14 protein-coding genes are annotated in these 15,918 nt (G+C 58.1%); 4 read left to right on the top strand and 10 right to left on the bottom strand.

Annotated elements, in window-relative coordinates:
• Nucleotides 1–25: 25 nt before the first annotated feature.
• The 3 genes from ACJO3M_RS13390 to ACJO3M_RS13380 all read right to left on the bottom strand — a co-directional run bounded on the left by ACJO3M_RS13390 (nucleotide 26) and on the right by ACJO3M_RS13380 (nucleotide 4,157).
• Nucleotides 26–1,408, bottom strand: coding sequence for a sodium-dependent transporter (locus ACJO3M_RS13390; RefSeq protein ID WP_407001874.1), 1,383 nt, complete (start codon nucleotides 1,406–1,408; stop codon nucleotides 26–28).
• 155 nt (nucleotides 1,409–1,563) lie between these two features.
• Nucleotides 1,564–3,138, bottom strand: coding sequence for a methyl-accepting chemotaxis protein (locus tag ACJO3M_RS13385; RefSeq protein ID WP_407001873.1), 1,575 nt, complete (start codon nucleotides 3,136–3,138; stop codon nucleotides 1,564–1,566).
• A gap of 149 nt (nucleotides 3,139–3,287) precedes the next feature.
• Entirely contained in the window at nucleotides 3,288–4,157 is an 870-nt protein-coding gene (locus ACJO3M_RS13380; protein WP_407001872.1) for a carboxylate/amino acid/amine transporter, read from the bottom strand.
• A 184-nt stretch (nucleotides 4,158–4,341) separates the two neighbouring features.
• Between ACJO3M_RS13380 and ACJO3M_RS13375 the strand changes: the two genes are divergently transcribed.
• Together ACJO3M_RS13375 and ACJO3M_RS13370 are read left to right on the top strand one after the other, a co-directional pair.
• Nucleotides 4,342–5,727, top strand: a complete 1,386-nt coding sequence (locus ACJO3M_RS13375; RefSeq protein ID WP_407001871.1) for an MATE family efflux transporter — start codon at nucleotides 4,342–4,344, stop codon at nucleotides 5,725–5,727.
• A 158-nt stretch (nucleotides 5,728–5,885) separates the two neighbouring features.
• Nucleotides 5,886–7,007: an HD-GYP domain-containing protein gene (locus ACJO3M_RS13370; RefSeq protein ID WP_407001870.1), complete on the top strand. Its 1,122-nt coding sequence runs from the start codon at nucleotides 5,886–5,888 to the stop codon at nucleotides 7,005–7,007.
• Nucleotides 7,008–7,019: 12 nt separating this feature from the next.
• Here ACJO3M_RS13370 and fghA read toward each other — a convergent pair whose 3' ends face one another.
• From fghA to ACJO3M_RS13355, 3 genes are all read right to left on the bottom strand, one after another.
• Nucleotides 7,020–7,865, bottom strand: a complete 846-nt coding sequence (gene fghA, locus ACJO3M_RS13365) for an S-formylglutathione hydrolase (protein WP_407001869.1) — start codon at nucleotides 7,863–7,865, stop codon at nucleotides 7,020–7,022.
• A gap of 32 nt (nucleotides 7,866–7,897) precedes the next feature.
• Nucleotides 7,898–8,329: a CBS domain-containing protein gene (locus ACJO3M_RS13360; RefSeq protein ID WP_407001868.1), complete on the bottom strand. Its 432-nt coding sequence runs from the start codon at nucleotides 8,327–8,329 to the stop codon at nucleotides 7,898–7,900.
• Between the two features lie 139 nt (nucleotides 8,330–8,468).
• Nucleotides 8,469–9,422 carry an alpha/beta fold hydrolase gene (locus ACJO3M_RS13355; RefSeq protein WP_407001867.1) on the bottom strand — a complete coding sequence of 318 codons (954 nt, stop codon included), beginning with the start codon at nucleotides 9,420–9,422 and terminating at the stop codon, nucleotides 8,469–8,471.
• Nucleotides 9,423–9,636: 214 nt separating this feature from the next.
• Here ACJO3M_RS13355 and ACJO3M_RS13350 point away from each other — a divergent pair, with 214 nt between their 5' ends.
• Together ACJO3M_RS13350 and ACJO3M_RS13345 are read left to right on the top strand one after the other, a co-directional pair.
• Nucleotides 9,637–10,998, top strand: a complete 1,362-nt coding sequence (locus ACJO3M_RS13350; RefSeq protein ID WP_407001866.1) for an alanine/glycine:cation symporter family protein — start codon at nucleotides 9,637–9,639, stop codon at nucleotides 10,996–10,998.
• A gap of 194 nt (nucleotides 10,999–11,192) precedes the next feature.
• A complete protein-coding gene (locus ACJO3M_RS13345; RefSeq protein ID WP_407001865.1) occupies nucleotides 11,193–11,846 on the top strand; it encodes a peroxiredoxin in 654 nt (217 codons plus the stop codon).
• A gap of 52 nt (nucleotides 11,847–11,898) precedes the next feature.
• Here the strand turns inward: ACJO3M_RS13345 and ACJO3M_RS13340 are convergent, their stop codons facing one another.
• The 4 genes from ACJO3M_RS13340 to ACJO3M_RS13325 all read right to left on the bottom strand — a co-directional run bounded on the left by ACJO3M_RS13340 (nucleotide 11,899) and on the right by ACJO3M_RS13325 (nucleotide 15,811).
• A complete protein-coding gene (locus ACJO3M_RS13340) occupies nucleotides 11,899–13,164 on the bottom strand; it encodes a YncE family protein (RefSeq protein ID WP_407001864.1) in 1,266 nt (421 codons plus the stop codon).
• Between the two features lie 169 nt (nucleotides 13,165–13,333).
• A complete protein-coding gene (locus tag ACJO3M_RS13335; protein ID WP_407001863.1) occupies nucleotides 13,334–14,116 on the bottom strand; it encodes a MetQ/NlpA family ABC transporter substrate-binding protein in 783 nt (260 codons plus the stop codon).
• 22 nt (nucleotides 14,117–14,138) lie between these two features.
• Nucleotides 14,139–14,804 (bottom strand): methionine ABC transporter permease, encoded by a 666-nt coding sequence (locus ACJO3M_RS13330; protein ID WP_406986635.1) that lies wholly within the window; start codon nucleotides 14,802–14,804, stop codon nucleotides 14,139–14,141.
• On the bottom strand, nucleotides 14,804–15,811 hold the full coding sequence (locus ACJO3M_RS13325; protein WP_407001862.1) for a methionine ABC transporter ATP-binding protein: 1,008 nt from the start codon (nucleotides 15,809–15,811) through the stop codon (nucleotides 14,804–14,806). Before ACJO3M_RS13325 ends, ACJO3M_RS13330 begins: the two co-directional genes overlap by 1 nt.
• Between the last annotated feature and the right edge of the window lie 107 nt (nucleotides 15,812–15,918).

The following is a 15,918-nucleotide window of genomic DNA, read 5'->3' as shown; positions in this document are numbered from 1 at the left end:
CAACGCGGTTCTGCCCTTTTTAGTGTCACGCCATCAGGTTGTATATAAACACGATGGCCACCGCGACCGGTGTCACGAAACGAATCAGGTTATACCAGAGGGTGAAGCTGCCACTCTCCAGCGCCAGATCCGCCTTCAGGGACTCTTTCGCCACAAACCAGCCGACAAATACCGCGGTCAGAAGTCCTGACAATGGCAGCATGACGTTAGCCGTGAAGAAGTCCAGCAAGTCGAAGATGGTTTTGCCTTCAAAGCGCTCGAACATACCCAGCGGCGCAAAACCGGCCCACTCGTTCAGGGACAGGATAGACGCAACACCCAGCAACCAACAGGCAGCGCCCACCAGGATTGCGCTACCAACACGCCCCATGGAGAACTTCTCTTCAACCCACTCAACCACCGGTTCCAGCAGCGAAATACCGGAGGTCCAGGCGGCAAACAGCAGTAGCACGAAGAACAGCGTGCCGAACAGGCTACCCATAGGCATCTGGCCAAAGGCCAGCGGCAGCGTCTGGAAGATCAGGCCGGGACCGGCACCGGCTTCCAGTCCATTGGCAAACACCACCGGGAAAATCGCCAGCCCCGCCAGCAACGCCACCACGGTGTCCATAACCGAGACCATGACCGCTGTGCGGCCAATGGAAACATCAGGGCTGAGATAGGAACCGTAAGCCATCATGATCGCCATACCCAGGCTCAGGGTGAAGAAGGCATGGCCCAGGGCGATCAACACGCCGTTAACGGTCAGAGCGCTGAAATTCGGGGTGAACAGGAAACTCACCGCCCGGCCAAAGCCATCGGTTGTCGCGGCATAGCCAACGACAAGCAGCAACAGCACAAACAGGGCCGGCATCAGGATAGTGACCGCCCGCTCAAGGCCGGATTTGAGGCCACGGGCTACCACAAAAATGATCAACCCCATAAACAGGGTATGCCACGCCAGCAACACACCGGGGCTGGCGAGCAGATCACCGAAGATAGCGCCGATGGCGTCCGCACTCTGGCCGGTAAAGTCACCGCTGGCTGCGTGGCCAATATAGGATGCTGCCCAGCCGCCAATCACGGAATAGAAGGACAGGATGATGAAAGCTGCCAGCACGCCGATGATCGCAGAGATACGCCAGGCCGGTGAGCTCAGATTTCGCTCCGCAACCAGTCGCATGCTGGTCACCGGGTTATGACGGCCATTACGGCCAAGAAACACTTCCGCCATCATGATGGGGATACCGATAATGGCGATACACAGCAGGTAAACCAGGACAAAGGCACCGCCACCATTCTCACCGGTTACATAAGGAAACTTCCAGATATTGCCAAGGCCAACGGCGGAACCTGTCGCCGCCAGAATAAAGGCCAGCCGTGAAGACCACATGCCGCGTGGAGCTGTGGCCGTATTGTTGTCAGTCATGTTTTCATCCTGTGCTTTTGGCTGATGAATCGCTTTATATTGGATTTGCCGGAGATGGCCTCCGGCAATTGGAGCGGGATTTTGCCAGTAGTCGCACGTCGATGCCAGTTAACCCGGGCGCAACACATGACTGCCTGCTGCGCCCGGTTTGTTAACTAGCCGTTTCTACTGACAAAGCGTGTGACCAGATCTTTCAATCCGTGTGACATGTCACTCAAACTGGTACTGCTGTCCTGCGCGGAGTTGGCCTGCTCGGTACTGTTATCCGCCAATTCGGCAATGCTCACGATCTGCCGGTTAATCTCATCCGATACGTGGCTTTGCTCCTCAAAGGCCGCGGACATGCTGATAAAGCTGTCGGAAATACTCTGGATAGCCGACACAATGTCCCGCAATGAGGTTTCTGCCTCGCGGACTTTCGCCAGACCCTGGCCAGCCACTTCCTCACCGTCACGGGTCGCCGATACCGCCTGTTCAACCTGTTGGCGGAAGTCGTCAATCACTTCCTGGATTTTCACGGTTGACTCACGGGTCCGGCTGGCCAGGGTCCGGACTTCATCCGCCACCACCGCAAAGCCCCGTCCCTGCTCTCCGGCACGGGCCGCTTCAATCGCCGCATTGAGAGCCAGAAGATTGGTCTGGTCAGCAATGTCAGAGATCAACTTGGCAGCCTCACCGATGCTGTTGGTGGATTCGCCCAAACGACCGATCACTTCACCAATGCCGTTGACGCGCGTCACCAACTGCTCGATGGCGTCCAGCGCCTCCGCACTGCGCTTGCTACCCGTGGCTGCGAAGCTGTTGGCTTCTTCAGCGTCGCGGGCGTTGGCGTTTACGGTTTCCGCCACTTCCTGAATGGACGCTGTCATCTCATTGATTGCAGATGCCGTCTGATCGGTTTCCGCGCGTTGGCGCGCTATGGCCTTGGCACCCTCGCTGATGTAACCGTGGGACGCTTGTGCCTGTTCGAACAACAGCTCCGCCTGATCCTCTATCCTGGCCAGTGCCGTACGGATTCGGGCGTCTTCGCTGACCAGTACCATTGAAAGCTGCGAGAACAGACCGCTCTCGTCACTGTATGTTCGGGCCACAACGGGGTCACGGAACGCGTCCGGACGAAACGACAGGATCCGGTTCAAACGGCCTGCTACGGATTTCAGGGTAAAAATCGCTCCCAAAACATGACCAGCCACAATCATCGCAATAGCCAGTGTCTGCTCGCCCATACCGAGCGCCCCGAGACTCAAAACCAGAGACAACAAGAATGGCCATCCGGACTTTAGCACGGAGGTCACACGGCTCTGGAGACCGACAATGGAACGCCCCGCGTTGATCCGCTTATACAGGTTCTCGGCACGACCAACCTGTTCCCGTGTCGGGGGTACGCGAACCGATTCATAGCCAACAACCTGGCCATTCTCCCGAATCGGTGTGACATACGCACTGACCCAGTAATGATCACCGGACTCGGCGCGGTTTTTCACCACCCCCATCCAGGCCTTACCGGCTTTCAGGTAGTCCCACATACCCTTGAACACGGCCTGGGGCATATCCGGGTGACGGATAATATTGTGCGCCTGGCCAACCAGTTGATCGCGGGTGAAACCACTGATCTCGGCAAACTCTTCGTTGCAGTAGGTGATTACCCCTTTCAGGTCGGTGGTGGTGATCAGACGACCACCCTCACGCATTTTTACTTCCCTCTGGGTAACCGGCAGATTCTTTCTCATAACGGCATCCGTCTATGTGGGCGCTTTGGCAGCATTTTTTTGTCAGATAGTTGCAAGGTAGACTAATATCACGCTTCTACCAAAGGCGACTATCTTTATGTGGTTACCAAAGTTATCGGCCCGTAACGGGATTTCATTAGTTCGAAAGTTCAAGTAATAGCGAGGCGAGCCCGGGGGTGGAAACGAGCGTTCAGCCACAGGGATGACGCAATCACCACGCCCCCGATAGCCAGCCGGAACAGGTCCGCATCCCGGTTCCAGATCAGCAGGTTAACCAGCAGCCCCGCCGGCACCAGTGCGTTGTTCATGATGGCCAGCGTTCCCGCATCCACCTGACAGCCGCCACGGTTCCACAGGAACAACCCGACCCCGGAGGCTGCCAGCCCCAGCCACGCCAGGACGCCCCACTGCAGTCCGGTTTCCGGCAGCCGGCTGCTGTCACCGAAAATCAGGAATGAAGGCAGCGCGATGATCAGCGCGCCAAAGAAGAAATACCCAAACGTACGAAAGGCAGGCACATCGGACGGGTAGTGACGCATCACGTGCTTGTAGCCTACCTGCCCGGCGGCAAAGGTAAAGTTGGCCACCTGCAACAGCAGGAAGCCGGTAATGAAATCCTGGCTCAACCCATCATAGCGGATGATACCGGCGCCCAGTGTGGCAACGGCGGCTGCCAGCAAAGCTACTGGCGAAAACCGACGATACATCGCATCGTCGATCAGGGTGACATACAGCGGCGTGAAGATGGTGAACAGCAGCACCTCCGGTACGGTGAGGTAGCTGAAGGACCGGTATAGACACAGGTAGGTGATACCAAACTGGAGCATGCCGGCGACCAGGATCCCCAGCTTCTGTCCTGAGGCGACCCCGCGCCAGCGGGTAAACGGCAGAAACACCAGCGCCGCCAGCAAGACCCGTGTCAGCACCGCAAAATCACTGTCCACTTGACCGGCAAGAAATTCACCGATCAGACTGAAGGAGAATGCCCACAAAACCGTTACAAAGACCAGAAGTCCCATATTACCGACGCCAGTTGTTCAGAAAAACGGCACTTTACCGCTTCGTTCCCAAGTCTGTACAGCCACGCAGGACCATTTGCCTATACCGGAAAAGCGGTATGCCGATCGCAACGCTGTTCGGTTACCATGCCCGTTGGCACAACACCCGTTCACCTCCCAAACCGCCAAGGTAGCATCATACTCCATGGACGAGACCCATCAGCCCCTGCCCGCCAGCCGACAACCGCTGATCCGGCGGACGCTCACCGAATGGCGCACCCTGGCGATACTGGGCGGGCCAATCCTGATTGCCCAGCTGGCGCAGATGTCCAATGGTGTGATCGATACCGTTATGGCGGGCCACGCCAGTGCAGAAGACCTGGCGGCGGTGGGTATCGGCAGCAGCCTGTGGATGCCGCTTTTCCTGTTTTTCATGGGGTTGCTGGGCGCACTACAGCCCATCATTTCCGGCTACAACGGCGCCCGCACCACCGACAAGATCATGCCTGCCACCTGGCAGGGGCTCTACATCGCCGCCGCCGGGTCGCTGGTGATGATCCTGCTTCTGACCCATGTGCATCCGGTTCTGGATCAGCTCAACCTCGATCCCCATACCGCCGGCATCACCCAGGGTTACCTCGACGCCTTTGCCTGGGGAATACCGGCCCTGTTACTGATGACCGCGTTACGGGGTCTGACCGATGGCCTGGGCCACACCCGTGTGATTATGGCCTTTGCCGTATTAAGCACCCTGCTCAACCTGCCGCTGAATTACATATTCATCTACGGCAAACTGGGACTGCCCGCCATGGGTGGCGTGGGATGTGGCTGGGCCACGTCGCTGTCCAACGGTGTCGCCGCGATTGCCCTGCTGGCATACCTGAATCGCAGCGAAGTTTACCGTCGGTTTCACCTGCTGGCCGATTGGGCAAAACCGGACCCTGACGGCATTCGCTACATCCTGAAAATCGGGGTGCCCATCGGGTTCACGATTTTCGTGGAAGCCAGCCTGTTCTCTGTCATCGCCCTGTTCCTGGCACCGCTGGGACCAGTGGTCGTGGCCGGCCACCAGATCGCGCTTAATGTAGTCTCCCTGGTGTTCATGCTGCCGCTGAGTATCGGTATGGCCCTGACTCTCAGGGTCAGTTTCCTTGTGGGTGCGCAGGCGCCGGACACCGCACGGCTGATTTCCCGCAGTTCACTGATCCTTGCAGCAACCGTAGCGTTGGTGTTCGCCACCCTGTTGTTCACCTTCGCGGAGCAGATTGCCGCGCTGTACACCAGCGATGCTGCGGTCAGGGAGGTGACGGTCAGCCTGTTGGTGTTCGCGGCACTGTTCCAGATTGCCGATGTCATTCAGGTCACTTGCATCAGCGCCCTGCGGGGCTACAAGGACACCGCCATCCCCATGTTTATCATGCTGTTTTCGTTCTGGTTGGTGGGACTGCCGCTGGGTTACGTGCTGACCTTTACCGACTGGCTGACACCAGCCATGGGTGCGGCTGGTTTTTGGGTGGGGTTAACAGGCGGGCTGGCATCCGCCAGCATCCTGCTGGGATTACGATTGTTTCTCTATGCGCCAAGAGCCTGAATGTCCGAAAACACGACCTTATCGCGCCAGACACGAGTCAAACAATGCAAAATCCCCATGAATAGCGCCGTTGACCCTCTCTGCATCTGGCAGTGATCCCGGTTTCAGGGGTAGAGTTAAGCCAAATGCAGGAAAAACAAAACTCAGGAAATCAATCCGTGTCGAATCTTGTCCGTATCGCACCCGGCGCGTTGGTGGTAGGCAAACCCCTGCCATGGACGGTCTACGACGTTGAGGGTAACGTCCTGTTGCGCCAGGGCTATGTGATCCAGAACGACATGCAGCTGGAACAGCTGTTCGACCGGGGCCTGTTTCATCCACGCAAGATTGAACGCGGGCAGGAGGAGATCCTTGAGGACAACCGCCAGCGGAATCCATTCGCGGATTATCCGGTGCTGTTGCAAACCCTGGAAACAACTCTGAACGCGATCACCTCTGGCGAAGAAAGCGCCCTGAAACGACTGATGGGCCTCACCCGCCTGATTGAACGTATCTGTGACGAAGCGCCGGATGCCAGCCTGGCCCTGGTGCATCTGTATTCCATTGAGCCCACCATTCACGAACAAATCCTGTTCTATGGCATCCTCAGCCACTTCACTGCGCAATCGTTCGGACTGGACCGCAATCGAACCAGCCTGCTCACCAGTGCGGCCCTGGTGGCCAACCTGGCGCTGGTCCCGGTGGCAGATCAGTTGAATGCTTCCCGCAAGATCCTTTCCGATGACCAGCGGGCGGTGATCCGCAAACATCCGCAGCGGAGCATCAGCGCTCTGCGCGAGGCCGGTATCGATAACCAGGCTCTGTTTGACGTGATCGCGCAACACCATGAACAAGCGGACGGCTCAGGATACCCGAAAGGGCTCAGCGGCACCGAAATACGGCCCGAGGCTGAAATTCTGGCGCTGGTAGAACGTTATGTGGCGATGATCACCAAGCGGGCCTACCGGGAGCGGATGAACATCACTGACGCACGCAAACTGGTGGCCAGCCTCACCGATGGCCAGCTCCGACCGGCCATTCCCAGGGCGCTGCTGGCGGTTCTGACGGAACATCCCCCCGGCACTCTGGTGCGGCTGGCCAATAATGAAGTCGGGGTGGTCACGCAGCGCCCGGATCGTCACCTTGGCCCCTTTGTGAACGCCATCCTCGGTCCCCGTGGCAACCGTTACAGCGGCACGTTTGAGCGTGATTGCAGCTTGCTGGAGTTCAATATCCGCGCGGTCGAGCAGCCTGAAGTCATGCCATCGATGGATTTCAGCCTGCTCTGGGGTTTCCACTAGGGCCGGCAGCCACTACTTCAGTCCCAGTGCCCCGGCATGATGATTGAGGTGATCGTCAATAAACGAGGCGATAAAGAAGTAACTGTGGTCGTAGCCCCGATGCATCCGCAGGTCGATGTGGTGATGCACTTTCTCGCAGGCATCGACCAGTACCTCCGGATTCAGCTGGCTTTCCAGAAACTCATCGGCCGTACCCTGATCCACCAGCAGAGGCAGTCGCTCCCTGGCAGCAGGAATCAGCAGGGTGGCATCCCACTCTTCCCAGCGGCTTTGGTCATTGCCCAGATAACCGGTAAACGCCTTTTGTCCCCAGGGACACTCCGTGGGGTTGGCTATCGGTGCAAACGCTGAGACCGACGCATAACGCCCCGGATTTTTCAGGGCGCAGATCAGAGCGCCGTGGCCACCCATGGAATGGCCGCTGATGGCTCGCTGTTCGGTCACCGGCAACCCGCTTTCCACCAGCTGCGGCAACTCCTTCACCACGTAATCGTACATGCGGTAGTGAGGCGCCCACGGCTGTTCGGTTGCGTTGATGTAGAAGCCGGCACCGGTGCCAAAATCGTAGCTGTCATCTTCTCCCGGCAGCCCCAGACCCCGTGGACTGGTATCCGGGCACACAATGGCCATTCCCAGCCGCGCGGCCTGCTTCTGGGCCCCGGCCTTCTGCATGAAGTTCTGATCGGTGCAGGTCAGTCCGGACAGCCAGTAGAGCACCGGAGCCGGGCGCGGGTTATGGCCAACAGCCGAGGGCGGCAGATAAACCGCAAACTCCATGTCACAGCCCAGGGCTGCCGAGGTGTGGCGGTAACGACGGTGCTCTCCATCGAAACAGACGTTGGCAGATAACAGTTCCATGGTGCCCTCGGTTCAGAGAATGAATGCTGTGCTCAGTCTTCCGCTCCAGCGTACTTTGGCAATTCGATGCCACAGCCGGACCTGGCCAGTTCGGCCAGTATCGCGGTGCGGGTCACTATACCAACCAGACGACCATGATCCACCACCGGGTACACCTTGGGCTTGCCGGCCCCCAGGTTCTGGGCCAGATCCACCACCGCCATTTCCGGGGATATCGTCACCGGGTCGCGGAACATCACATCATCAACAATGGGATCACCCTCGCAGTGGTAACTGCTGACAAGCAACGCGTGGATACAGTCCTGCTCCGAGATGAATCCGATCACCTTCCGGTGCGCATCCACCACCGGCAAACCGGTGACATGATTCCGCAGGAGCGTTTTCACTACCCGGGTTAATGGCGCCCCACACCGAATGGGTTCGATGTGGTTCCACATTACATCAGAAGCTTTCAATGAGCGCATGGATCATCCCTCACCAGTTATCGTTCTGCAGTAACGTCGCAGAACCGATACGTTCTCCTATAACCATAGGCAATGGAGACACAAATGAAAACACAAAGCAGCGGATATTGAGCGAGTTCCACCTCTTTCCGCCGCAACGTCAGAACGGCGCCCGCATCACCGACAGGCTTGTCTCCACAAAGCGCTCCAGCAGAGGCTCCGGAAGATCATGACCCATGCCATCAATGAGCTCCAGACGGGCATGGGGAATCAGGTATTTCAGCTGTTCCGCCGCCACCGGTCGTACCAGCGGATCCGCCTTGCCATGAATGATGGCGGTTGGCACCCTTATCCGGCGGCTCAGGGAAGACAGGCTGCCGGTGGCCAGGATGGCCCGGGTCTGTCGCAGGATACCGGCAGGATGATAACTGCGCCGGTATTCCCGGGTCAGTCGCTCACGCACCTCGTCCTCCGCCGGAGGAAACGCCGGGCTCTGGATCAGCTTCCAGAACGCCAGCGAACGCGCCACCACCGAGGCCTCGTCATGCCCCCTGGCGCCAACGCCGGCCAGCCGCCAGATCAGTTTCGCTTTTGGCATCGGCAGTCGCGGACTGTTAGTGGACGTCATGATCAGGGTGGCGCTGCGAACCCGCTCCGGCCACAGGGACGAAACCAGCTGGCTGATCATGCCGCCCATGGATACCCCAACCAGGTGAGCACTTTGCAGCCCCAGGGCGTCCAGCACTCCGATCGCGTCTGCCGCCATATCCTGCAGGGTGTACGGTGCCGGAATTGGCAGCCCTACCCGGGAGCGGGCCATCATCGCCACCGGATGCCCCTCCAGCCGATCCTTCAGGCGCGAAGACAGGCCGATGTCACGGTTATCAAAGCGGATTACGTAGTACCCCTCGTCAGCATACTGATCCAGCAGGGCCTCTGGCCACAGCGTCATCTGGGCGCCCAGGCCCATGATAAACAACACCGGCTCACCCTCCGGGTTGCCCCGGGTCTCGACGCAGAGAGACAGCCCGCTGGCCTCGACAAAACGATGATCGATCGTCCGGGCGGTGTTCGCGGTTTGCTGTTTCGCCTGCGCAACTGCGGTCTGGGACATCGGTTTTCCTCATGAACAAACTGGGGTTACCCGATCAACACTACCGCAAATCCTGTCAAATCCAATCACTTTGTTGACAGGTTCACACGATGAACCGGCAAATTCCCCGGACAACCGGTTTACAGATAGAAATATCCAACTAAACTCAATCAGTTAACCCTCACAAGGGTAAAACCATAACGACAGTCTTTGGCAATAACTCAGGGAGATCCCCATGGAAGCCATTGAAAACTTTGTAGGTGCAGTAAACGGACTGGTCTGGGGCCCGCCCATGCTGGTGATGATCCTCGGTGTGGGGCTTTTCCTCAGCCTCGGCCTGAAACTGATGCCGGTGCTCAAGCTCGGCGCGGGTTTCAGGCTGATGTGGAAAGGCCGTTCCGGCGAGGAAAGCGACGGTGAGATCCCACCGTTCCAGGCTTTGATGACAGCACTGTCCGCGACTGTGGGCACCGGTAACATCGCCGGCGTCGCCACCGCGGTCTTCCTCGGTGGGCCGGGCGCACTGTTCTGGATGTGGCTGACCGCCCTGGTGGGCATGGCCACCAAGTATTCCGAGGCGGTTCTCGCCGTACGCTTCCGGGAAGTGGACGAGCGCGGCGCCCACGTTGGTGGTCCGATGTACTACATCCGCAATGGCCTGGGCAGCAAATGGGCCTGGCTGGGTGTGCTGTTCGCCATCTTTGCTGCCATTGCCGGGTTTGGTATCGGCAATACGGTACAGGCCAACTCGGTCGCGGACGTGCTGAACGCCAACTTTGGCCTGCCTCACTGGATGACCGGGGTGATCCTCATGGTTCTGGTGGGTCTGGTATTGATCGGCGGCATCAAGCGTATCGGCCAGGTCGCCAGTTCCCTGGTTCCGCTGATGGCCATTTCCTATGTATTAGTCGGCCTGATTGCCCTGGCAGTCAATGCGGATCAGATTCCGGCTGCTTTTGCCCTGGTCTTCAAGCATGCCTTCAGCCCGGTTGCCGCGGAGGGCGGCTTCGCCGGCGCCGCTGTGTGGGCAGCAATCCGCTTTGGTGTGGCCCGCGGCATCTTCTCCAACGAAGCCGGCCTGGGCTCCGCTCCGATTGCCCACGCCGCAGCGCAAACCAAAAACCCGGTTACCCAGGGCATGGTGGCCATGCTGGGCACCTTCATTGATACCATCATCGTCTGCAGCATCACCGGTCTGGTGATCATCACCTCCGGTGCCTGGACGTCCGGCGAAACCGGCGCGGCGCTGACATCACTGGCATTCGAGGGTGGTCTGCCCGGGTTTGGTAACTACGTGGTGGCGATTTCCCTGGCCATCTTTGCGTTTACCACCATTCTTGGCTGGTCGTTCTATGGGGAGCGGTGTGTTGAATTCCTGTTTGGCGTGAAAGCCATTGTGCCCTACCGGGTGCTGTGGATTCTCGCCATTCCGGTCGGCGCAACCATCAACCTGGGGTTCATCTGGCTGCTAGCGGACACTCTCAACGCCATGATGGCACTGCCGAACCTGATCGCATTGCTGTTCCTCAGCCCGGTGGTGTTCAAGTTGACCCGCGAACACTTCGAGAAGGAGAAGGCTCTCGGAGTCAACAATTGATCCAGTGCTTCAGCGGTTATAAATAACCGCTATATTGTTCTGGTCAACGATGGATGAGGCAAATCAAGGCCCCTTGTATTCACCTCATCCATCACCACTGATTATCGTATAGACTCAATATAAACACTCCGGCGATTGATCATGCCGGTGACACACCGAATGTTGTCACAAGCTTCACCGAAGGAGGTTACGCCATGAGTTTACGTCTGGGAGATACCGCACCGGATTTCGAACAGGACTCCAGCGAAGGCAAGATCCGTTTTTACGACTGGCTTGGAGACAGCTGGGGGGTTCTGTTTTCACATCCCGCGGACTTCACGCCGGTTTGCACCACCGAACTGGGACTGACCGCCAAGCTTAAGGACGAGTTCGCCAAGCGCAACGTCAAGGCCATTGCCCTGAGTGTGGATCCGGTCGATTCACACCATGAGTGGATCAAGGACATCAACGAAACCCAGGGCTGCGCCGTGAACTTCCCGATCATCGCAGACCATGACCGGAAGGTGTCCGGCCTGTATGACATGATCCACCCCAATGCCAATGAGACCCTGACCGTGCGTTCGCTGTTCGTCATCGACCCCGCCAAGAAGGTCAGGCTGGTGATCACTTACCCGGCGAGCACCGGTCGTAACTTCAACGAGGTGTTGCGGGTCATTGACTCGCTGCAGCTAACCGACAACCACAAGGTGGCGACCCCGGGCAACTGGGAAAGCGGGGGCGATGTTGTCATCGTGCCATCGTTGCAGGACGAAGACGAAATCAAGGAACGCTTCCCGCAGGGTTACAAGGCGGTGAAGTCCTACCTGCGGATGACGCCGGACCCCACGTCCAATTGGAGCGGTGAATAACCCCCAGGCTACTCTGCAATGCCAGGGCCGGGCACACGCCCGGCCTTTTTTGTTACCAGTCCCTCGGCACCCTGCCTTCGCGGATACGCTGAGGGTGATCGCCAACGTCCACCCGGACAATTTCACTGGCGGTTTCAATATCAATGACCGACATCTGGTCCGTACCGCTCCAGGATATGTAGCACCGGTCTCCGGTTTCGTTGGTGGTCACCCAGTAGGGTTTCTCCCCTAGCCCGGTGAGGATTTCATGGCTGAAGGTCTCGCGATCCACGATGGCGATGTAATCACTCATGGTTCCGGCCACGCACAGGGTGTCACCGTCCCCATTCATGGCGATGCCATGGTGGGCGGAATCGTTAATATAGAATTCCCTCGGCGTATCGGGAATCAGGTTTGGCAGTTCCGCCAGGCGGGTAATACGATCCTCCTCCATGTCGTACTCGATAAAGCCATGCAGGAATGACAACTGGAAATAGAAGAAACGCTCGTCCGGGGTATGGGCCATGGGCCGGATCGCCGGGCTCAGGTCACTGTAGCCGGCCGCTTCCAGCTTGTCTTTCAGGTCAAACCGCTTGATGATCTCCAGGCTTTCCGCATCCACGACCTGAAACAATCGCTCACCCTTGGTAAATTCCATCAGGTCCTGGTCCAGAGGCGTGAACACATAGCCGATACTGGCGTGGTAGATGCGCTTGCCGTCCTCAGAATAGACATTCTCATGGGGTGAATTACCGGTCGGAAAGCGGCCCATTTCCTCGCCGGTCTCCACATCCAGCACATGCACCACATTGCCAGTGGACGCGGACACCGCGACCTGGGTCCCGTCCGGCGACAGCGCCATATGATCAGAGCGGTAACCGTCCACCTCGAAACGCCAGGCGATGTCGCCACTGGCAATATCAATGCCTACCACATCGGCAAAGCTGGGGCGGGATACCACCAGAAGGCGACCATCGGGGGTGCTGTACATATCATCCACGTACTGGTCGTTGCCTTCACCGATAAACAGCCGAACCGCCTGGAAAAACACCAGACGCACCGGATTGAGGACGATTTCCGTCATTCGTTGGCGCTTGTCAGGAATGCCGTTGATGCGACCGACCTTGTTGTAGCTCTGTGCATCAATAACGTCGATGGTGCCTTCCCAATTATTACCCACGAAGATCACCGGGCGGGTTTTACCGGGGTTGGTGTCCCTGGCGTCCTGGCCAATCCCGAACCAGCCGGCCTGGGCGGGCAACGCCATGGCAATAAGAGAAATGAACAAAAGAGGTACAAGTCGCCGGGACCATCCCCGGCCGGGTGTTGTCAGTGTCATCGTCATATTCCTTGCGATTGTTGTTATTACGTCCGCGAACACTTGTACACCGAATAAACAACACGGCTCTATGACATGGTTGACACCGCCAGCGTCATTTCGGCCAACCCGAAAACAAAAAAGGCCGGATTCCAACGGAACCCGGCCTTTTCAGAAACCCGAGGAAAAATCAGAAGGCGGGAACGACCGCACCTTCATACTTCTCCATGATGAAATCCTTCACCGCGTCAGACTTCAGGGCATTCGCCAGTTTCTGCATGGCGTCGCTGTCCTTGTTGTCCGGACGGGCAACCAGAATATTGACGTAGGGCGATTCGGAGCCTTCAATCACCAGTGCATCTTCGGACGGGTTCAGACCGGCTTCCAGCGCATAGTTGGTGTTGATCAGTGCTACGTCCACCTGCCCCAGAATGCGCGGCAGTGTGGCAGCTTCCAGTTCCTTGAAGTCCAGATCTTTCGGGTTCTCAGCAATGTCGCGCGGCGTTGCGGTGATCTTGCTCTTATCTTCCAGCTTGATCAGCCCGGCTTTCTGCAGCAACAGCAGAGCGCGGCCACCGTTGGTGGGATCGTTCGGGATGGCCACCACGGCACCTTCCTGCAGGTCTTCCAGTGAGTCGATCTTGCTGGAATAGGCGCCGAACGGCTCCACGTGTACACCGGTCACGGTGACCAGGTCGGTACCACGGCCATCGTTGAATTCGTCCAGATACGGCTGGTGCTGGAAGAAGTTGGCGTCCATCCGCTTCTGATCCACCTGAATGTTCGGCTGGATGTAATCGGTGAACACTTTTACGTCCAGCTCGACACCCTGCTCAGCCAGCTGCGGCTTCACAAATTCCAGAATCTCCGCGTGAGGCACCGGGGTAGCCGCCACAGAGAGCTTTTCTGCGGAGACAGCAGAAGAGAAGGTTGCAACGGCGGCCAGGGCCACCAGGGCTTTCTTGAAGTTCATAAACACGTTCTCCCGTTTGATGTTATTTACGGCTGAAATACAGAACCAGGCGATCCCCGGCCATCTGCAGCAGTTGCACAAAAATGACCAACAGTGCGACGGTAATCACCATCACATCGGTCTGGAATCGTTGATACCCGAAGCGGATCGCCAGGTCACCCAGACCGCCGCCGCCAATGACACCGGACATGGCCGCATAGGAGACCAGTGTAATCGCCGTGACCGTAATGCCAGCGATGATGCCCGGAAGCGCTTCCGGCAGCAAGGCGCCGAGAATAATCTGCCTCACGTTGGCGCCCATCGCCTGGGTTGCTTCAATGATGCCGCGATCCACCTCACGCAACGACGTTTCCACCAGTCGGGCGAAGAAAGGCGCGCCGCCGGCCACCAGGGGGGGAATCGCGCCGGCGACACCGAGGGACGTTCCGATCAGCATTACCGTAAACGGAATCATCACAATCAGCAGGATAATGAACGGCACGGAACGCAGCACATTCACCACGAACGACAGCACCGCATACGCCACCGGCTGCTCCAGCAACTGACGCTTGCCAAACAGGAACAACAGCACGCCAATCGGCAGGCCGATCAACACACTGAACAGCAGGGACATACCCACCATCACCAGGGTGTCCCAGCTGGCGATACCGATTTCCGCCCAATCCACGTTACTCAGCAAAGCTTCCATCAGCGTACCACCTCCACGTGAACTTCTGCCGCTTCCAGCGCTTGCATCGCCACGTCCAGGTCACCGCCGACCAGGGACAGGGTCAACTGACCGTAGGGCGTGTCCTTGATGTGATCAATACGACCGGACAGGATGCTGAAATCCACACCGGATTCCCGCGCTACGCTGCCCAGCAACGGCTTGTAGGTGGATTCGCCGCGGAACGTCAGGCGCAGGATGCGGCCATTGGCTTTTTGCAGATCTTCCTGCATTTCGTCGTGATCAATATTTTCACTCTCGAACACGAAGTCCCGGGTGGTGGGATGTTGCGGATGGAGAAACACATCGCTGACCGCACCCATTTCAACCACTTCACCGGCGTCCATGACCGCCACCCGATCGCAGACCCGGCGTACCACATCCATTTCATGGGTGATCAGTACAATAGTGAGGCCCAGCTCGCGGTTAATATCCGCCAGCAGACGCAGCACCGATTGCGTGGTCTGGGGATCCAGAGCGCTGGTGGCTTCATCACACAGCAGAATGGTGGGGCGACAGGCCAGGGCGCGGGCAATACCGACCCGCTGTTTCTGTCCACCAGACAGCTGCGAGGGGTACTTGTTGGCGTGATCCGCCAGGCTGACCCGGGCCAGCAATTCCTCCACCCGTTCCCGAATCTCGGTGCGGGAGTATATGCCCGCCAGCTTCATCGGGAACGCAATATTGTCCGCCACTGTTTTAGACGACAGCAGGTTGAAATGCTGGAAGATCATGCCGACCTTGCGACGGAAAGCCCGCAGCTCGGCGGCGTCGTAGTCGGTGATGTTTTCATCATCAACAAGAATGCGACCGCCGGTGGGCGGCTCCAGCAGGTTAATCAGGCGAACCAGGGTGGATTTCCCCGCGCCGGAGTGACCGACGATGCCAAACACCTCGCCGGTTTCAATGGTCATACTGGTGGGATGCAACGCAGGGATTGCCCGCCCGCCTACCTGGTATGACTTCTGGACCTGGTCAAATACAATCACGGATCAGCCTTGTCAGCGCCTTGTGGGTGCAATGTTAAAACCGGCCATTATAGCCTAATCCCCGGCCAAACCCGAATTCACGACGCTTGGTACATCCCCGTACACGT

This window comes from Marinobacter alkalisoli (assembly GCF_045449795.1).
GTDB lineage: Bacteria > Pseudomonadota > Gammaproteobacteria > Pseudomonadales > Oleiphilaceae > Marinobacter.
The sequence above is the reverse complement of the archived record's forward strand: the minus strand, read 5'-3'. Positions and strand labels throughout refer to the sequence as shown.